The organism is Streptomyces sp. NPDC102360, assembly GCF_044766085.1.
Taxonomy (GTDB): Bacteria; Actinomycetota; Actinomycetes; order Streptomycetales; family Streptomycetaceae; genus Streptomyces.
Window position 1 is genome coordinate 37357 of sequence record NZ_JBIWLG010000024.1, and the last position, 19235, is coordinate 56591.

The following is a 19235-nucleotide window of genomic DNA, read 5'->3' on the forward strand; positions in this document are numbered from 1 at the left end:
CGCGTTGTCGGACCCTCCCGCTACCGTCGGATCATGGCGAAGCAGCAAGAGGCTGCCGGAGCGCGGCAGATGGCGCGGGTCGAGGGAGTCCTCGAGCGGATCACGTACGCCAACGAGGAGAGCGGGTACACGGTCGGCCGGGTCGACACCGGCAGGGGCGCCGGGGATCTGCTGACCGTCGTCGGCTCGCTGCTCGGGGCGCAGGTGGGGGAGTCGCTGCGGATGGAGGGCCGTTGGGGCTCCCACCCGCAGTACGGCAAGCAGTTCACCGTCGAGAACTACACGACACTCCTGCCGGCGACGATCCAGGGCATCCGCCGCTACCTCGGATCGGGCCTGGTCAAGGGCATCGGACCGGTCTTCGCCGACCGCATCACGCAGCACTTCGGGCTCGACACTCTCGACATCATCGAGCAGGAGCCGAAGCGGCTCATCGAGGTGCCGGGGCTCGGCCCCAAGCGCACGAAGAAGATCGCCGACGCCTGGGAGGAACAGAAGGCCATCAAGGAGGTCATGGTCTTCCTCCAATCGGTCGGCGTCTCGACCTCCATCGCCGTGCGCATCTACAAGAAGTTCGGCGACGCCTCGATCTCCGTCGTGAAGAACCAGCCGTACCGCCTCGCCGCCGATGTCTGGGGCATCGGCTTCCTCACCGCCGACCGCATCGCCCAGTCCGTGGGCATCCCGCACGACAGCCCGGAGCGGGTCAAGGCCGGTCTCCAGTACGCCCTTTCGCAATCCACCGACCAGGGGCACTGCTTCCTGCCCGAGGAGCGGCTCATCGCCGACGCCGTGAAACTGCTCCAGGTGGACACCGGTCTCGTCATCGAGTGCCTCGCCGAACTGGCCCTGCCCGACGAGGATTCCGGCGAACCCGGCGTGGTACGCGAGACGGTGCCGGGTGAGGACGGACAGCCGGTCACGGCGATCTACCTGGTCCCCTTCCACCGGGCCGAACTCTCCCTCTCCGCCCAGTTGCTCAGACTGCTGCGCACGGCGGACGACCGGATGCCCGCCTTCCAGAATGTCGCGTGGGACAAGGCGCTCGCGTGGCTCGCCGACCGTACGGGGGCGCAACTCGCGCCCGAGCAGGAGGAGGCGGTCAAGCTGGCGCTCAGCAAGAAGGTCGCCGTGCTCACGGGCGGCCCCGGCTGCGGAAAGTCGTTCACCGTGCGGTCCGTCGTGGAGCTGGCCCGGGCCAAGCGCGCCAAGGTCGTGCTCGCCGCGCCCACGGGCCGCGCCGCCAAGCGGCTCGCCGAGCTGACCGGAGCCGAGGCCTCCACCGTGCACCGGCTCCTGGAGCTGAAGCCGGGCGGGGACGCGGCGTACGACAAGGAGCGGCCGCTCGACGCCGACCTCGTCGTGGTCGACGAGGCCTCGATGCTGGACCTGCTGCTCGCCAACAAGCTGGCGAAGGCGGTGGCGCCCGGGGCGCATCTGCTGTTCGTGGGCGATGTGGACCAGCTGCCGAGCGTGGGGGCGGGGGAGGTGCTGCGCGACATGCTGGCCGAGGAGAGTCCCGTGCCCGCCGTGCGGCTCACCCGGATCTTCCGGCAGGCCCAGGAGTCCGGCGTCGTCACGAACGCCCACCGCATCAACTCCGGGCAGCACCCCCTCACTCAGGGCCTGAAGGACTTCTTCCTCTTCGTCGAGGACGACACCGAAGAGGCCGGCCGGCTCACCGTCGACGTCGCGGCCCGCCGGATCCCCGCCACGTTCGGCCTCGACCCGCGGCGCGACGTCCAGGTCCTTGCACCGATGCACCGCGGCCCCGCCGGCGCGGGCAATCTCAACGGGCTGCTCCAGCAGGCGATCACCCCAGGACGCCCGGACGTGCCCGAGAAGCGCTTCGGCGGCCGCGTCTTCCGGGTGGGGGACAAGGTCACCCAGATCAGGAACAACTACGAGAAGGGGGCGAACGGCGTCTTCAACGGCACGGTCGGCGTCGTCACGTCCCTGGACGCCGAGGAGCAGAGGCTCACCGTCCGCACCGATGAGGACGAGGAAGTCCCCTACGACTTCGACGAGCTGGACGAGCTGGCGCATGCCTACGCTGTGACCATCCACCGCTCCCAGGGCAGCGAGTACCCATGTGTGGTGATCCCCGTCACGACGGGCGCCTGGATGATGCTCCAGCGCAACCTCCTCTACACGGCGGTCACGCGCGCCAAGAAGCTCGTCGTCCTGGTCGGTTCGCGCAGAGCGATCGGCCAGGCGGTGCGTACGATTTCGGCCGGTAGGCGGTGTACCGCCCTGAATTTCCGGCTGTCGGGCGCTGCCGCCCCAAAGATTTGATCGATCAGATGAGTCACGAAGGTCACAAGGACTTCCGGAACCAGGGCGAAGGGGGCAGGATGAGCAAGTTGACGGCACTGAGTGCCGCCAATGGGCCCAATGGTCGACCCCGAGTGCACTCTGCTGGTCCAAGTGGGGGAAGGTAGAGACAGTCAGGGCACCTCGAAGAAGAGGCACTACGTCGGTGAGGGATGACGTGAGCGAGCAGAACGAGAAGGCTGTAGTACTCCAGTACGGCGACGACGAGTACACCTACCCGGTGATCGACAGCACCGTGGGCGACACGGGCTTCGACATCGGGAAGCTGCGAGCCCAGACGGGCCTGGTGACCCTCGACAGCGGATACGGCAACACCGCCGCCTATAAATCCGCGATCACCTATCTCGACGGTGAAGAGGGCATCCTCCGCTACCGCGGCTATCCGATCGAGCAGCTGGCCGAGAACTCGACCTTCGCCGAGGTCGCCTACCTGCTGATCAACGGCGAGCTCCCGACGGTCGACGAGCTCTCCACCTTCAAGAACGAGATCACCGGGCACACGCTCCTGCACGAGGACGTGAAGCGGTTCTTCGACGGCTTCCCGCGGGACGCCCACCCGATGGCCATGCTGTCCTCCGTGGTCTCCGCGCTGTCCACCTTCTACCAGGACAGCCACAACCCGTTCGACGAGCAGCAGCGTCACCTCTCGACGATCCGGCTGCTCGCGAAGCTGCCGACGATCGCGGCGTACGCCTACAAGAAGTCGATCGGCCACCCGTTCGTCTACCCGCGCAACGACCTCGGCTACGTCGAGAACTTCCTGCGCATGACGTTCTCGGTGCCGGCCCAGGAGTACGTGCCGGACCCGGTCGTCGTCTCCGCCCTCGAGAAGCTGCTCATCCTGCACGCGGACCACGAGCAGAACTGCTCGACGTCCACGGTGCGCCTGGTGGGCTCGTCGCAGGCCAACATGTTCGCGTCGATCTCCGCCGGTATCTCCGCGCTGTGGGGTCCGCTGCACGGCGGTGCCAACGCCTCCGTCCTGGAGATGCTCGAGGGCATCCAGGCCGCCGGCGGCGACGTCGACGAGTTCATCCGCAAGGTGAAGAACAAGGAAGACGGCGTGAAGCTCATGGGCTTCGGGCACCGCGTCTACAAGAACTTCGACCCGCGGGCGAAGATCATCAAGGCGGCGGCGCACGATGTCCTCTCGGCGCTCGGCAAGTCCGACGAGCTGCTCGACATCGCGCTGAAGCTGGAGGAGCACGCGCTGGCCGACGAGTACTTCGTCGAGCGCAAGCTCTACCCGAACGTCGACTTCTACACCGGCCTGATCTACCGGGCCATGGGCTTCCCGACCGAGATGTTCACGGTCCTCTTCGCCCTCGGCCGCCTTCCGGGCTGGATCGCCCAGTGGCACGAGATGATCAAGGAGCCGGGTTCGCGCATCGGCCGCCCGCGCCAGATCTACACGGGCGTCGTCGAGCGCGACTTCATCCCGGTGGAAGAGCGCTGATCGATCTTTCCGCGACGGCGGTTCGGCATAACAGGCCCCTGCGGCGGTCGGGATAACAAGCCCCTGCGGCGATTGAGCAGCGGGGTCCGGGGCAGAGCCCCGAAACCGTAACCCCGGCCTACCGCAACAGGCCACGCCACACTGCGGCAAGCAGAAAGCGCCCCGCTGTCGGTCCCCCCACGGGCCGACAGTCGGGGCGCTTTCCTTTACCCGGGTCGGATTCCCCCCACGGGATCCGGCCTGGGGGTCTGTGATGCGTCGGCCGCCGGAACACGTACCGCCGGGCGGGCCGCTCAAGCTTCCCGGCGCACGTGCCCCGGCCAACGCTGTCGGGACCGCCCCCCAAGGCGGGCCCCTCCGATGCGGAAACGTCCCCCAAGACGTTCCTGCATCGCCTCCTTAGACTCACGAGAGCCGCAAAGGGTTACGTCCAGACCACTGTGATCTGCGTCTCTTGCATATGTCCCGTGCGTGCGCAAGAGATCCGATATGTGGATATCGGCCTCTGTGGGGGAGTACTGCAATTGTGCCGTGTGGATTGTGTGGAGGTCCAGGGGTTCCTGCAGGTCTCTGCATGAATCTGCGCACATCTCAGGCCAGTTCGTAGCCCGCCTCGTCCACGGCGGCGCGGACCGCCTCCTCGTCGAGCGGCGCGGTGGAGACGACCGTGACCTGGCCGGTGGCGGCGCTCGCCCGGACCGAGGTGACATCGGCGAGCTCCGAGAGCTCGCCGGTCACGGCGCCCTCGCAGTGGCCGCACGTCATGCCCTTGACCTCGTACACGGCAGTGAAGGCGCCCTCGGCGGCCGGGGCCGCGCCGTCGCCGTGGCAGGCGCCGCCGCAGCAGGAACCGGCGGACTCGTTGTCGACCTGGGGGAGCTCGGTGTGGGCGCTGCTCATGGCGTACTCCTTGGTGGTGAGATGCATCTTCCGATGCGCTCGACCCTATACCCCTAGGGGGTACTCTTCCAAGAAGGATCGCGGCGGGCGAGTGAGCGCACCCAGGTGAGTGCCAGGAGCGTGATGATGGCAAGGCCGCCGACCGAGAAGAGCGTGAAGAGGTGCTGCTGGGTCCCGGTGGGCTTCGGGATGTAGCCCTCGGCGAAGAGGGAGCGGTCCAGGCCCGTGGTGGTCAGCCGCGCGACCAGCCAGATGGCGATGCCGTGCATCGAGTCCCAGAGGGCGTGCAGGAGCGAGACGCCGAGGTAGGTGCCGATCACCGGGGCCGCGAAGCGGTAGCGGCCGTCCGGGCGGCGGAAGGAGAGGAGGACCGCTGCCGAGATCGCCGTCCACAGGCCGTGGCCGAAAGGGGCGAGGAGGCCGCGCAGGACCTCCGTCTCCAGGAGGGCCCGCAGGTCGATGCCCTTCATGGTGATCGCCGCGTTGAACGCGTAGCCCGCGCTCTCGAAGGCGGCGAAGCCGAAGCCGACCGTGGCACCCAGGACCAGGCCCGCACGCAGTCCGCTGATGCGCGGGTGGCGGTGCAGTACGTAGACGAGGGCGAGCAGCTTGGCCGCCTCCTCGATCAGGCCGACGGCCACGAACATCCAGACCGAGGGGTGTACGAGGTAGTACTCCATCACCGACGCCCCGAGGACGCCGAGGATGCCGCCCACAAGGAAGCAGCCCAGGATCAGGCTCACGCCCAGGTCGCGGCCGTGCCGCTCGTACGCCCAGAGGACGAAGACCGCCGGGGTCAGGAAGCTGCCGAGCATGATGAGCGTCGGGAGCAGGGTGGTGTTCTGGGTCGCGTACGTGACGATCGCCGTCAGGGCCCACAGCGCCAGGCCGCCCCAGAGGCAGCGCTTCCAGAGTCCGGGGCGGATCTGCGGCCCCGGCGGGGGCGGCTGCTGGGGAATCCGGGCCTGGGGTGCCCCGAAGGGCTGCTGGGGCTGCGTCACTGGGATCCCTCCGCGTGCCGGTAACTTACGGTCACCTTGGGTGATTTGTCCGAAGTTTATGGCGGGGGCGGACGTGCCGCAGTGCGGGCGCCGGGTCGTACGTCCGTACGGCCCGGCGCTCTCGGTTCAGTCCTTGCGGCCCCGGTTGCTCGGGCGGGAGGCCACCCAGGCGCGGACCGTGTCGGCGTACCAGTAGGGCTTGCCGGCCTCGACGTGGTCGGGCGGGGGCAGTAGACCGTGCTTGCGGTACGAGCGGACGGTGTCGGGCTGCACGCGGATGTGTGCGGCGATGTCCTTGTACGACCAGAGCCTGCGGTCGTTCATCGGTGGCTCCTCCCTGGCGGTGCTCACGGCGGCTCGGGGGTGCCGCCCGTGATCAACTCAGCCTGTGCCCGGAGAACGAGGTGAACCGGGGTGAAGGGAGGGCCTGTGGGGCCTCTGTGACGCAGAACCCGCGTAGGCCTGACATGTGTGACGCGGTGGGGGCGTTTGTGACGCGAATGATGCAAAGGGGGCGCGCCTTCGGCGCATGCTCCGGCGCGTCAATGGATAAGGGGGTGCCATGTGGTCCGGATGTCAGGACAAAGTATTGACAGGGTGCTCGGGCGGGTCTAGATCTGACGGGGCGACGGAGATCGCTCCGTCCCCTTCGGCGCGACACCCAGGAGGAGAGTAGAGAGATGACGCACCTTCCACGCGGTAGCGCCGCCGACGGGGCCTACGCCTTGTCCGTCGACCCCGACAAGGTCGGCTGGTCCCGGGCCGGGCTGCGGATTCTCGAACTCGGGGCCGGGCAGAGGCACGCCTTCGACACCGGGGAGAGCGAGTGGATCGTGCTGCCGCTCTCCGGCGGATGTTCCGTCCGCGCGGAAGGGATGAACCTCGAACTGGCGGGCAGGGGCAGCGTATTCGGTTCAGTGAGTGACTTCGCCTACGTTCCGCGCGACACCAGCGTGGAGATCTCCTCCGGTGCGGGAGGCCGGTTCGCCCTGGCAGGAGCGAAATGCGGTCGACGACTCCCCGTCCGCTACGGCCCCGCGCCGGAGGTTTCCGTCGAGGATCGCGGTGGCGGCCAAAGCGCCCGCCAGGTGCGCAACTTCGCCGCCGCCGACGCCTTCGACTGCGATCAGCTCATCGCCGTGGAGGTGATCACCCCCGGAGGGAACTGGTCCTCGTACCCGCCGCACAAGCACGACGAGCATCGGCCGGGCGAGGAGGCGCTGCTCGAGGAGATCTACTACTTCGAGATCGAGGGGCGGGAGGGCGGTCCCGAGGGGTACGGGTATCAGCGCGTGTCCCCGTCCAGGCCCGGCGGCACCGATCTCCTCGCCGAAGTCCGCACCGGCGACACCGTGCTCGTCCCCGACGGCTGGCACGGACCTTCGATCGCCCAGCCGGGACACGCCATGTACTACCTGAACGTCATGGCGGGACCGGGGGACGAGCGGGAGTGGAAGATCTGCTTCCACCCCGATCACGCCACGGAGGGATACCGATGACCCGAACGGTACGACTCACCGTCGCCCAGGCCCTCGTCCGCTTCCTCGCGAACCAGTACACGGAACGCGACGGCGCCCGACACCGCCTCATCGACGCCACCTGGGGCATCTTCGGCCACGGCAACGTGGCCGGGCTCGGGCAGGCGCTCCTGCAGTACGGCGACGACATGCCCTTCCACCAGGGCCGCAACGAGCAGGCGATGGTGCACGCCGCCGTCGGCTACGCGCGCCAGCGCGACCGCCTGTCGACGCACGCCGTCACCACCTCGATCGGCCCCGGCGCCACGAACCTCGTCACCGGCGCCGCCCTCGCCACCATCAACCACCTGCCCGTACTGCTGCTCCCCGGCGATGTGTTCGCGACCCGGCCCGCCGACCCCGTGCTCCAGCAGCTCGAAGTGCCGTACGCGGGCGATGTGTCGGTCAACGACTGTCTGCGGCCCGTCTCTAAGTACTTCGACCGGATCGAGCGGCCCGAGCGGCTCATCCCGGCCGCGCTCCAGGCCATGCGTGTGCTCACCGACCCCGTCGACACCGGCGCCGTCACGCTCGCGCTGCCGCAGGACGTGCAGGCGGAAGGCTTCGACTGGCCGGAGGAGTTCTTCCGTGAGCGGGTCTGGGCCGTGCGTCGCCCCGAGCCCGATGCGCATGAACTCGCCGATGCTGTACAGGAGTTGACGCGCGCCCGCCGACCGCTCGTCGTCGCCGGTGGCGGGGTGCACCACAGCGGCGCCGAGGACGCGCTCAAGGAGTTCGCCGGCGCCACCCGGATCCCCGTCGCCTCCACCCAGGCGGGCAAGGGGTCGCTGCTGCACGATCACCCCGCCGACGTCGGCGGCATCGGGCACACCGGCACCGCCACCGCCAACGAACTCGCCCGCACCGCCGACCTGGTGATCGGCGTCGGCACCCGGTACACGGACTTCACGACGGCCTCCGGCACGCTCTTCGCGAACCCCGACGTCCGCTTCCTGAACCTGAACGTCGCGGCCTTCGACGCCCACAAGCTGTCCGCGAAACCGCTCGTCGCCGACGCCCGCGCGGGCCTCACCGCCCTGCGTTCCGAAGCGGCCGGGTACCGCGCCGAGCCCGCGTACGTCGCCGAGTACACCGAGGACAAGGAGCGCTGGGAGCACCGCGTCGACGCCTGCTTCACCGCGGAGGACGAGCTCGTACGGCCGACCCAGTCCCAAGTCCTCGGCATTCTCGACGAGTTGGCGACCGGCGACGACATCCTCATCAACGCCGCCGGTTCGCTCCCCGGCGATCTGCACAAGCTGTGGCGGGCCCGCTCCCGCGACCAGTACCACGTCGAGTACGGGTACTCCTGCATGGGCTACGAGATCCCGGCCGCGCTCGGTGTCGCGCTCGCCGCGCCCGGCCGGCCCGTGTGGGCGCTCGTCGGCGACGGCACGTATCTGATGCTGCCGACGGAGATCGTCACCGCGGTGCAGGAGAACATTCCCGTCAAGGTGGTCATCCTTCAGAACCACGGGTACGCGTCCATCGGCGGCCTCTCCGCGTCCGTCGGCGCCGAGGGCTTCGCCACGCAGTACCGGTTCGCGGGGGAGCAGGGGGCGTACGCGGGCGCGCCGCTGCCCGTCGACCTCGCCGCGAACGCGGCCAGCCTCGGGATGACAGTGCACCGCGCCAAGACCGTGCGTGACCTGCGCGAAGCGCTCGCCGCCGCGCGCGACGCCACGCGCCCCACATGTGTCTACGTGGAGACCGAAACGTCAGACACAGTGTCGGGCCCGCCTCCTGCGCAGGCGTGGTGGGATGTTCCTGTGGCCGAGACGGCGGAGCGCAGCGCCGCGGTCAAGGCCCGCGAGGAGTACGACCGGCACGCCGCCGGTCGGCGCCGCCACCTCTGAGAAGTACGTAGCCGTCACAGGAGTTGCCCGTATGTCTGACACGAAGTTGGTCCACCACTGGATCGGCGGCAAGACCGTCGAGGGCGCGTCGGGCAATCACGGCCCGGTGACCGATCCGGCGACCGGCGCCGTCACCACGCACGTCGACTTCGCGAGCGTCGAGGAGGTGGACACGGCCGTCGCCGCCGCCAAGGAGGCGTACATCTCCTGGGGCCAGTCGTCCCTCGCCAAGCGCACCGAGATCCTCTTCCGGTTCCGCGCGCTGCTCGACGCCAACCGGGACGCGATCGCCGAGCTGATCACCGCCGAGCACGGCAAGGTGCACTCCGACGCGCTCGGCGAGGTGGCCCGCGGCCTGGAGATCGTCGACCTGGCCTGTGGCATCAACGTGCAGCTGAAGGGCGAGCTGTCGACGCAGGTCGCGAGCCGCGTCGACGTGGCGTCGATCCGCCAGCCGCTGGGCGTCGTCGCCGGCATCACGCCGTTCAACTTCCCGGCCATGGTGCCGATGTGGATGTTCCCGATCGCCATCGCGACCGGCAACACCTTCATCCTGAAGCCGTCCGAGAAGGACCCCTCGGCCTCGCTGAAGATCGCCGAGCTGCTCTCGGAGGCGGGCCTGCCGGACGGTGTCTTCAACGTCGTCCACGGTGACAAGGTCGCCGTCGACCGCCTCCTGGAGCACCCGGACGTCGCCGCGATCTCCTTCGTGGGCTCGACGCCGATCGCCCGCCACATCCACGCCACGGCCTCCGCCAACGGCAAGCGGGTGCAGGCCCTCGGCGGCGCAAAGAACCACATGCTGGTGCTGCCCGACGCCGACCTGGACGCGGCCGCCGACGCCGCGGTCTCGGCCGCGTACGGCTCGGCGGGCGAGCGCTGCATGGCGATCTCGGCGGTCGTCGCGGTGGGCTCCATCGCCGACGAGCTCGTCGCGAAGATCAAGGAGCGCGCCGAGAAGATCAAGATCGGCCCCGGCAACGACCCGACGTCCGAGATGGGCCCGCTCATCACGGCCGCCCACCGCGACAAGGTCGCTTCCTACGTGAAGGGCGCGGCGGCCGAGGGCTGCGAGGTCGTCCTCGACGGCAGCGACCACACGGTCCCCGGCTTCGAGAACGGCCACTGGGTGGGCCTCTCCCTCCTGGACAACGTCCCCACGACCGCGAAGGCGTACCAGGACGAGATCTTCGGCCCGGTCCTGTGTGTGCTGCGCACGGAGACGTACGACGAGGGCGTGGCCCTCATGAACGCGTCCCCGTTCGGCAACGGCACCGCGATCTTCACCCGTGACGGCGGCGCCGCCCGCCGCTTCCAGCTGGAGATCGAGGCCGGCATGGTCGGCGTCAACGTGCCGATCCCGGTGCCGGTGGGCTACCACTCCTTCGGTGGCTGGAAGGACAGCCTCTTCGGCGACCACCACATCTACGGCAACGACGGCACGCACTTCTACACCCGCGGCAAGGTCGTCACGACCCGCTGGCCGGACCCGGCCGACGCTCCCTCGGGCGTCGACCTGGGCTTCCCGAGCAACCACTGAGGACCTTGCCGAGGTTCCCGCGCCGTCCGGAGTGCGGACAGTTCGCGGTCAACTTCAGCGCTCCGGCTGCGGTTCCCGTACGTAGGGGATGAACCGGGCAACGTAAGTCGACTCCCGTAGAAACCTTGCTTACCAAGGCCATCTGCGGGAGTCGCTGTGTCTCTCCCGGTCAACTTTGCGAAACCCTTGCGAACCTCTCGCGAATCGCGCGCAGTTGGCGGAAGCGGTGCTGCGGATTCCGAAGGAAAACAGGCGTTGACGTTCGGATATCGGCGAGGTTGCATGGCGCAGCCCTGTCGCACGAGTCGATCGGAATCGCTTCATGACCGACACGCTTCGCCCAGCTGCTTCCCCGTCCCCACCAGAAGCGGGACCCCAGGCCCAGAAGCTCAAGCGTTCCATCGGCGTCGTCGGAGGCACCCTGCTCACGCTGTCCTGCGTGACACCCGCCTCCACGCTCTTCGTCGTCGTGCCCGACCTGTTCGGCGACCTCGGCACCGCCACCGCCCTGACCATCGCCATCGGCTCGCTGATCTGTATCGGCGTGGCCTTCCTCTACTCGGAGCTGGGCACGCTCATCCCCAGCGCGGGCGGCGAGTACGCCATGGTCTCCACGCTGGCCGGACGGCTCGCGGGCTGGCTCGTCTTCGTGCTGTCCCTGCTCGTCGTGGTGATCGTGCCGCCGGTGATCGCGATGGGCACGGCCGACTACCTCGCGCCGCTCGTGCACCTCGACCCGTCCGTCGCCGGCGCGGGCGTGATGCTGCTCGCCACCCTCGCGGGCCTGCTCGACCTGCGCGCCAACGCGTGGATCACCGGCATCTTCCTCGTCCTGGAGGTCATCGCGGCGGCCCTCGTCGCGGTGCTGGGCTTCGCGCACGCCGAGCGCGGCATCGGCTCGCTCGGCTCGATGCAGGTCGCGGGCGCGCACGGCCATACGGACGTGGTGACGGGCATGCTCGTCGTGTCCGGCCTCGCTATCGCCCTCTTCGTCACGCAGGGCTTCTCCACCGCCGTGTACCTCTCCGAGGAGCTGGAGAACCCCCGCAAGTCCGTGGCCCGCACGGTGCTCGCCACGCTCGCCATCTCCTCCGTGGTCATCCTCGTCCCGGTCGTCGCGATCACGATGGGCGCGAAGGACCTGTCGGCGCTCGCCTCGGGCGACATCAGCGGCATGGTCGTGGCCTGGTCGAACTCGGCGGTCGGCACCTTCGTCTCGCTGTGCGTCGCGCTCGCCATCATCAACGCGGGCATCGTCATGGTCATCCAGAACTCCCGCGTCCTGTTCGCCTCGGCCCGCGACAAGGCCTGGCCGGGCCCGGTCAACAACGCGCTGTCCAAGCTCGGCCGCTTCGGCTCGCCGTGGGTCGCGACGCTGGTGGTGGGCGTGCCCGGCGCGGCCCTGTGTTTCGTGAACCTCGACACCCTGTACGGCGTGACGGGCGTCTCCGTCACCGGCATGTACCTGCTCGTCGCGGTGGCCGCCCTCTTCGCCCGCCGCGGCGCCCACAAGGACCAGCCGGCCTGGCGGATGCCGCTGTGGCCGGGGATCCCGGTCCTCCTCATCGCGGTGATGATCTACATCCTGGTCGAACAGGAGGTCACGTACCTGCTGTGGACGGGCGGCATCATGGCGGTGGCGACGCTGTACTGGGCGCTTTACCTCCGGCCGAGGCAGGAGACGCGGTGGTTGGTGTCGGTCCCGACCGACTGACGCCGCGAGCCGTGGTTGCGGTCGCGGGGCTCTGCCCCGGACCCAATCGCCGGCGGGGCTAAAAGAGCGCCTCAAACGCCGGCGGGGCTGGAAATGCCAACCGCCGCAGGGGCTTGATCTATCAAGCCCCTGCGGCGATTGAGCAGCGGGGTCCGGGGCGGAGCCCCGAGGCGTTTACCACAGGTGGCCGGTTTCCACCGGGAGGCCGGTCGTCAGGGACTTGTTCCCGGCGACGCCGACCGCGAGGGCAAGCGCACCGTCACGCGCAGTGGCTCCCTTGCCCGCCGCCGGCACGGCCCCGTCGTCGGACCCGTCCCCCACCGGCCCGAAGAGCTCCTTCAGCATGCGGAGGTCTCCGCCACCGTGGGACCCCGCCGACCACTCGTACGGAATCTCCCGCGGCGCCTCCCAAAGGGGGCGCAGCAGGATCGACGTGCGGCCGGGGCGGTCCATGACCACTCCGCCGTGCGACGCGCCCTCCCCGCCCACCGCAACCTTCGGCGGCTGCCAGGTGTTCTCCTCGACCTCCAGCTCCAGGCGTCCGGCCGTGCCGTTGAACATCACCCGGTACCCCTCCCAGGGCGAGTACGCCGTGAGGTGGTACGTCATCGTGGCCCCGGAGTCGTAACGGACCAGGACCGACAGGTCGTCCTCGACGTCGATGGCGTCACCGAAGACGTTCCGGTCGCGGACGTAGTCGGAGTCACCGGCCGCCTGCGCGTCGACGTAGAGGGACTTGAGGTTGGGGTCGTCGGCGAGGTGGATGGCGTACGGGTCGTCCACCGCCTCGGCGGAGCCGTGCGCGCGCACGTAGTCGCGGCGCAGGCCGGTCCGTTCGCCGTTGTCACGCCCGTAGAAGACCAGGCCACCCTCTGCGTGGACGCGGGAAGGGGCCGCGCCCAGCCACCAGTTGACGAGGTCGAAGTGGTGGCCCGACTTGTGCACGAGCAGGCCGCCGCTGTGCTGCTTCTCGCGGTGCCAGCGGCGGAAGTAGTCGGCGCCGTGGCGGACGTCGAGCAGCCACTCGAAGTGGACCGAGCGGATCTCGCCGATCGCGCCGTCGTGCAGCAGCTGCCAGACCTTCTCGTGGGCCGGGTTGTAGCGGTAGTTGAACCCGACGGACAGCTCGCCGCCGGTGCGGTCCACCGTGTCGAGGATCGAGCGGCACTTCTCCGCGTCGGTCGTCATCGGCTTCTCCGTCACCACCCGGCAGCCCGCTTCGAGCGCCGTGTTGATGTACGTGTGGTGGGTCGCGTCGACGGTGGTGACCACGACCTCGTCGATCCGGTGCGTACGCAGGGCTGCCGCGAAGTCCGACGGGTCGCAGGTGGCCGCTTCCGCACGGCCGAGCGAGGCGAGCAGCCGGTTGTGGTGGGCGATACGGGTCGGGCTCGGGTCCGCGAGGAGGGCTGTGTCGTAGTGGGGGCGGGCGGCCAGGGCCTTGGTGTACATCTGGGCGCGGTGGCCGGTACCGATGATCGCGGCGCGTCGCTTCATGACGTCAGGAATCCTTTCGTGGGGCTGGGCCTGTGGAGCGGCGGACTATCAACTCGCTGTCCATGACGAGCTCTTCGGGTACGCGGCCGGGTTCGTCGAGGCGGCGCAGCATCAGGTCGACGGCGCGTTCGCCGAGCGCGTCGAGCGGGATGCGGACCGAGGTCAGGGCGGGGGTGGCCGTGGTGGCGAGGAGGGTGTCGTCGGCGCCCACGACGCTGACGTCGTCGGGCACCCGTACCCCCCGGTCGGCGAGGCGGGACAGCACGCCGAGCGCCATCAGGTCGTTGTGCGCGACGATCGCGGTGGCGCCCGCGGCCAGGGCCAGATCGGCGACCTGCGCGCCCGTGTGGAACTTGGGCTCGTGCGGGCCGAACTCGGTGACCTTCAGCTCAAGTTGCTCGGCGGCGTACCGGACGGCGTGGCCGCGTTGCTCGCTGGACCAGGAGTTGCGGGCCCCCAGGATCAGGGCGAGGTGGCGGTGGCCGAGCGCGTGCAGGTGCGCCACGGCCTGGCGCAGTCCGTCCTCGCTGGGGGCGACCACGGACGGCACGCCTGACACGCTCCGATTCACGCAGACGCTCGGGACCTGCTGGACGACCTCGGCGAGCCGGGCGCCGTCCATCCTCGGGGCGACGAGCAGCAGACCGTCCACCTGGTGGGCCAGCGTGAGCGCCAACTCGTACTCGTCGTCGGGGTGTTCGTCGGTGTCCGCGAGGAACACGGCGTAGTCCTTGCGGCGGGCGCGGGCCTGCACGGCCTTCACGATCACCGCGAAGAACGGATTGGCGATGTCGGGCACGATGAGCCCGAGCGTGCGGGTCCGCCCGCGGGCGAGCGAGCTGGCGATGCGGCTGGGCCGGTACCCGAGCCGATGCGCTGCCGCGAGGACCCGGTCCCTTGTTTCCGGCCGCACCTGGTGCGGGGAGGCGAAGCACCGGCTCACGGTGGAGGGGGAGACGCCGGCGTCGGCCGCGACCTCCTCCGCGCCAGGGGCTGCGCCGCTTTGCCGGTCGTGGTTACGCATGCCGTGTCCCCTCTGGTGGTCGTATTCGCGTGCGCGCCGCGGGTGGTCCCGTTTCGCGGGCGGGTCCCGTCGCGCCGTGGTTTGCGCCCCGCGGCGGAGCCGCAGATCGATACAGCCCCGCGCCCCTGAAATGCCGGCCTTCGGCCGGCCATCCCGGGTGCGCGTCGCTTTACGCGTGCCATCTCAAGCGTTGGGCCGGGCAAATCAAGCCCCGCCGGAGTTGGGGACGCGGGGGTCGGGCATATTAAGCCCCTGCGGCGATTGAGCAGCGGGGTTCGGGGCGGAGCCCCGGGCGTTACCCCGGCGCCGGTCCACGGCTACCGCCGCCAGGGCCAGCACCCCCGCCACCAGCGGCGCCAGGATCGTCAGCTGCCAGACGCACACCGCCGATACGAGCACGGCTCCCGCGAGCATCGCCGACCCCCGGCCGTCACGGCCCACCCGCGCCCAGCGCCCCGTCGACGACCAGGTCGCCGCCATCCGTACCTGGTACACGACCACCGCCCCCGCCGCCCCGGCGATCACCAGCGCCAGCAGCCAGAAGAACGGCAGGTCACCCGCGGCGGCAGCCAACCGCAGGTCCGCGCCCAGGAAGCCGAGGACCGCGAGGCCCCCCGCCCCCACCACCGCCCCGCCGGGAAGCGCCCCGCGGAAGTCCGCCGCGAACCGGCGGGCCGTGCCGGGCGAGGGGCCGTCCGGCACACAGCGACGTACCGCCGCGCACCCCGCCGCCATCGCCGCCGGCCACGTGACCAGCAGCAGCGACCCCGCCGCCACCAGCACCCCGATCCACAGCACCTCCGCGAAGAGCGTGAACCGCTCGCCGTACGGAGTGTCACGCCGCGCCGCCGTGCCCGTCCCGTTCATCCCGCTCATCCCTTCATCCCGGAGGTCGCCGCTCCCTCGATCAACAGCCGCTGGAACGCCACGAAGAACGCGATCACCGGCAGCAGTGAGAGGACCGACATGCCGAGCATCGCCCCGTAGTCCTGGCTGCTCGTCGAGTCGACGAACAGGCGCAACGCCACCGGCAGCGGGTACTTCTCCGGCGACTGGAGGTAGATCAGCGGCGCGAAGAAGTCGTTCCAGGACCAGATGAAGGTGAAGATCGCCGTCGTGATGAGGGCCGGGCGCAGCAGCGGGAGCACGATGTGGCCGAAGATCCGGAAGTGCCCGCAGCCGTCGATCAGCGCCGCCTCGTCGAGGCTGCTCGGCAGGTTGCGTACGAACTGCACCATCAGGAACACGAAGAACGCGTCCGTGGCGAGGAACTTGCCGAGGAGCAGCGGCACATAGGTGTCGACCAGGCCGACCTGCTGGAACATCGTGTACTGCGGGATGAGCAGCAGGTGCGTCGGCAGCAGGATCGTGCCGATCATCACGGCGAACATCGCACCGCGCCCACGGAACCGCAGCCGCGCGAAGGCGTAGGCGGCGATCGAGCACGACAGTACGTTGCCGATCACCGAACCCACCGCCAGCAGCAGGGAGTTGCTGAAGAAGCGCCACGCCGGCACCTCGGCGATGCCGTCGAGTGCCGTGCCGAAGCCGCTCCAACTCACCGATGAGGGGAGCAGGTTGAAGCTGGAGATGATCTCGTCGGCGGGCTTCACGGACGCCGTGAACACCCAGAACACCGGGTAGAGCAGCACCAGGAGCAGGGCGATCGCGCCCACGTGCCACAAGGCCGAACGCGTGGTGGCCTTGCTGGTGGCCGTGCTGGTAGTCGAGGCCATCGTCACTTCTCCTCGCCCGCGTAGTGGACCCAGCGGCCCGAAGTCTTGAAGAGCACCGCGGTGATCACGCCGACGACCAGGAGCAGCACCCAGGTCAGGGCCGCCGCGTAGCCCATCCGGAAGTCGTTGAAGCCGAGTTCGTACAGGTACATCGAGTAGACGTGGGTGGAGCCCGCGGGTCCGCCGGTGCCGTTGGAGAGCACGAACGCCGAGTTGAACATCTGGAAGGCGTGCACCATCTCCAGGACCAGGTTGAAGAAGATCACCGGGGAGAGCATCGGGACCGTCACCGAGATGAAGCGGCGCCAGGGGCCCGCCCCGTCGATCTCCGCCGCCTCGAACAGCTCGTTCGGAATCTGCTGGAGCGCCGCCAGGAAGATCACCATGGGAGCGCCGAACTGCCAGACGGAGAGCGCGACCAGGGACATCAGCGACCAGTCGGGGTTGGAGATCCAGCCGCCCGTGTGGATGCCGAACGTGCCGAGGAACTGGTCGACGACGCTGCCGGTGGAGAACAGCAGCCGCCACACGATGGCCGCGCCGACGCTCGCCCCGATCAGGGACGGCATGTAGAAGGCGGCCCGGTAGAAGTTGCGGCCCTTGCGGCGGGTGTGCAGCAGGAGGGCCACGCCCAGTGCCGCGACCAGCTTCAGGGGCGTCGCCACGATCACATAGAGCAGCGTGACGCCGACGGTGTCCTTGACCTCGGGATCGTCGAACAGGATCCGCTTGTAGTTGTCGAGGCCGATCCAGCGCGGGGCGTCGAACAGGTTGTAGTCCGTGAACGACATGTAGAGCGAGAACAGCATCGGACCGAGCGTCAGCACGGCCGCGCCGATCATCCACGGGGTGAGGAAGACGTACGCGGAGCGGTCGTTTGTGCGCCCGCGGCGCTTGCCCGGAGGGGGCGAGGGGGAGTCGCCGCTGCGTGCGCGGGGTATCGCGGCGTCGGTCGTCGTCGTAGAGGCCATGAGGACTCCGTACGGTTTCGGGAGGGACAGGAGAGGGCTGCGAGGTCCTGCGCGGGGTCCTGCCGTCAGGCGAGGACGACTTCCGACTGGTCGAAGTAGAGATCCACGGCCTGGTCCACGGAGACGGTGCCGTAGAAGAGCTTCTCGGCGACGCGCTGCAGATAGACGTTGAGGGACGCGCCGCCGTCGGCGGGCGGCGGCGGGGTCGCGGCGAGCGTCTTGGCGACCTGTTCCTCGTACACCTGGACCTGGCGCACCTTCGGGTCGGAGGTGTCGGCCGCGCCCTGCTGGCTCGTGGTGGGCGGCATGCCGATGTTGGTGCCGAGGATCTTCGCCACCCGCCGGTCGTTGACCATGAAGTCGATGAACCGCGCGCTCTCGCTCGGGTACGAACTCTGCGCGGCGGCGGCGATCAGCATGCCCGGCTTGGCGTAGATGCCGGAGCGCCCCGTGTCGCTGGGGACCGTGCCGAGGGAGAGCGTGCTGCCGCGCATGTCGCTGCGGCCGCCGACCTGGTTGTCCCACTCCAGGTAGGAGGCGGCCCTGCGGGTGCTGATGGGGAAGCCGGGCAGCGATTCGAGTACGGCGTCGGGGCCCGCGAGCGCGCCCTCCTTGCGCCAGCCGTCGACCAGGGTGAGGTAGCGGCGCATGTCGTCCCGGTCGAAGCCGAGCGCGCCCTTGTCGGTCCACATCTGGAGCCCCTGCTGGCGCATCCACACCTCCAGGCCCATGTAGTTCTGCCCGGGGTTGTCCATGCCGTACTGCACGGGGCTGCCGTGCCGTCTGCCGTACCGGGTCACCTTCAGGGACTGCTCCATGAACGCGTCCCAGCTCATCCGGCCCGTCGGCCTGCGGGCACCGGCGGCGGACCACGTCTTGGCGTCGTACATCAGGGAGACACAGTTCGCGCCCAGCGGCAGCGCGACGCGGCGGCCGTCCACCTTGCCGGCCGTGCGCAGCGACGGGATCACCGTCGAGGCGTCGATCTCCTTGCCGGAGCCGGTGTACGGGCCGAGGTCGGCGAGCACGCCGTGCTCACCGAGGGTGCGGATCCAGGCGTAGTCGATGTGCATCACGTCGGGCGGGTTGCCGCCGGCGGCCGCGGTGCTGAGCTTCGGCCAGAAGGCGTCGAACGCGGCGAAGCTCGACTTCACCTTGATCTTGGGATGCTCGCGTTCGAAGACCGCGATGCATTTGTTGATGAGGTCGGCCCGGCCACTGTCGCCCCAGAAGAAATAGCGCAGCGTCACGGTGCCGCCGGCGCCGACGGAGCGCGCGGGCCCGCCGCAGCCGGTCAGCGCGGCACCGAGGCCGGAGGCGAGCAGGGCGGACAGGGTGGTGCGACGGGAGGGGGCGGCACTGCCCATAGGGGGCCTCCACGAGCGGCTCGGTGGTGGGCGCGGTTCGTGGTGGGACGGTTGCATGCGCTCGCAGGCCGGTCAATGGGTTGCGCAGCGATTTCCGGAATACGTCCGTCCAGCCAACTCCCGTGCCTGCGCCTCCTCTTGACGCCTGCTGCGAGCGCTTGCAACATGTGCCGCACCAGACTGACGCCGCCGTCCTCGTTGCGCCGCACCGGGGTCGGGGGCGGGGGCCCGGGGGGGGGGGGGCGCCCCCCCCCCCCGGGCATTTTGGGGTAGCGCCCCGCCCGCCGGGGGTTTGTGGGGGCGGTCGCGGGGGGCGCGCCCC

15 protein-coding genes are annotated in these 19235 nt (G+C 69.6%); 6 read left to right on the top strand and 9 right to left on the bottom strand.

The window, feature by feature from the left end; all coding sequences use genetic code 11:
* Positions 1–33: 33 nt before the first annotated feature.
* Positions 34–2295 carry an ATP-dependent RecD-like DNA helicase gene (locus ACIRHA_RS42525; RefSeq protein ID WP_403857380.1) on the top strand — a complete coding sequence of 754 codons (2262 nt, stop codon included), beginning with the start codon at positions 34–36 and terminating at the stop codon, positions 2293–2295.
* A 184-nt stretch (positions 2296–2479) separates the two neighbouring features.
* Entirely contained in the window at positions 2480–3790 is a 1311-nt protein-coding gene (locus ACIRHA_RS42530; protein WP_403857383.1) for a citrate synthase, read from the top strand.
* A 591-nt stretch (positions 3791–4381) separates the two neighbouring features.
* On the opposite strand, the gene ACIRHA_RS42535 is transcribed toward ACIRHA_RS42530, so the two are convergent.
* The 3 genes from ACIRHA_RS42535 to ACIRHA_RS42545 form a co-directional block, all read right to left on the bottom strand.
* Positions 4382–4690 carry a heavy-metal-associated domain-containing protein gene (locus ACIRHA_RS42535; protein WP_403857387.1) on the bottom strand — a complete coding sequence of 103 codons (309 nt, stop codon included), beginning with the start codon at positions 4688–4690 and terminating at the stop codon, positions 4382–4384.
* Positions 4691–4743: 53 nt separating this feature from the next.
* Positions 4744–5691, bottom strand: a complete 948-nt coding sequence (locus tag ACIRHA_RS42540) for a PrsW family intramembrane metalloprotease (protein ID WP_403857390.1) — start codon at positions 5689–5691, stop codon at positions 4744–4746.
* A gap of 126 nt (positions 5692–5817) precedes the next feature.
* Positions 5818–6015: an AlpA family transcriptional regulator gene (locus ACIRHA_RS42545; protein WP_266719414.1), complete on the bottom strand. Its 198-nt coding sequence runs from the start codon at positions 6013–6015 to the stop codon at positions 5818–5820.
* A gap of 356 nt (positions 6016–6371) precedes the next feature.
* On the opposite strand from ACIRHA_RS42545, the gene iolB reads away from it, so the two are divergent.
* From iolB to ACIRHA_RS42565, 4 genes are all read left to right on the top strand, one after another.
* Complete coding sequence (iolB, locus tag ACIRHA_RS42550) at positions 6372–7190, top strand: 5-deoxy-glucuronate isomerase (protein ID WP_403857393.1); 819 nt, start codon at positions 6372–6374, stop codon at positions 7188–7190.
* Positions 7187–9064, top strand: coding sequence for a 3D-(3,5/4)-trihydroxycyclohexane-1,2-dione acylhydrolase (decyclizing) (gene iolD / locus ACIRHA_RS42555; RefSeq protein WP_403857396.1), 1878 nt, complete (start codon positions 7187–7189; stop codon positions 9062–9064). Before iolB ends, iolD begins: the two co-directional genes overlap by 4 nt.
* 31 nt (positions 9065–9095) lie before the next feature.
* On the top strand, positions 9096–10604 hold the full coding sequence (gene mmsA / locus ACIRHA_RS42560) for a CoA-acylating methylmalonate-semialdehyde dehydrogenase (protein WP_403857399.1): 1509 nt from the start codon (positions 9096–9098) through the stop codon (positions 10602–10604).
* A gap of 322 nt (positions 10605–10926) precedes the next feature.
* Positions 10927–12318 (top strand): APC family permease, encoded by a 1392-nt coding sequence (locus ACIRHA_RS42565; protein WP_403857402.1) that lies wholly within the window; start codon positions 10927–10929, stop codon positions 12316–12318.
* A gap of 174 nt (positions 12319–12492) precedes the next feature.
* Here ACIRHA_RS42565 and ACIRHA_RS42570 read toward each other — a convergent pair whose 3' ends face one another.
* The 6 genes from ACIRHA_RS42570 to ACIRHA_RS42595 all read right to left on the bottom strand — a co-directional run bounded on the left by ACIRHA_RS42570 (position 12493) and on the right by ACIRHA_RS42595 (position 18913).
* A complete protein-coding gene (locus ACIRHA_RS42570) occupies positions 12493–13815 on the bottom strand; it encodes a Gfo/Idh/MocA family oxidoreductase (protein WP_403857405.1) in 1323 nt (440 codons plus the stop codon).
* A 4-nt stretch (positions 13816–13819) separates the two neighbouring features.
* Positions 13820–14839, bottom strand: coding sequence for a LacI family DNA-binding transcriptional regulator (locus ACIRHA_RS42575; protein WP_403857408.1), 1020 nt, complete (start codon positions 14837–14839; stop codon positions 13820–13822).
* Positions 14840–15043: 204 nt separating this feature from the next.
* On the bottom strand, positions 15044–15715 hold the full coding sequence (locus ACIRHA_RS42580; protein ID WP_403857410.1) for a hypothetical protein: 672 nt from the start codon (positions 15713–15715) through the stop codon (positions 15044–15046).
* Positions 15712–16575 carry a carbohydrate ABC transporter permease gene (locus tag ACIRHA_RS42585; RefSeq protein ID WP_403857413.1) on the bottom strand — a complete coding sequence of 288 codons (864 nt, stop codon included), beginning with the start codon at positions 16573–16575 and terminating at the stop codon, positions 15712–15714. The genes ACIRHA_RS42580 and ACIRHA_RS42585 overlap by 4 nt, the downstream gene beginning before the upstream one ends.
* A gap of 2 nt (positions 16576–16577) precedes the next feature.
* Entirely contained in the window at positions 16578–17546 is a 969-nt protein-coding gene (locus ACIRHA_RS42590; protein ID WP_403857416.1) for a carbohydrate ABC transporter permease, read from the bottom strand.
* Between the two features lie 65 nt (positions 17547–17611).
* The gene (locus tag ACIRHA_RS42595) at positions 17612–18913 is read right to left on the bottom strand and encodes an ABC transporter substrate-binding protein (RefSeq protein WP_403857419.1); all 1302 of its coding nucleotides are present in this window, start codon (positions 18911–18913) and stop codon (positions 17612–17614) included.
* Positions 18914–19235 lie beyond the last annotated feature (322 nt).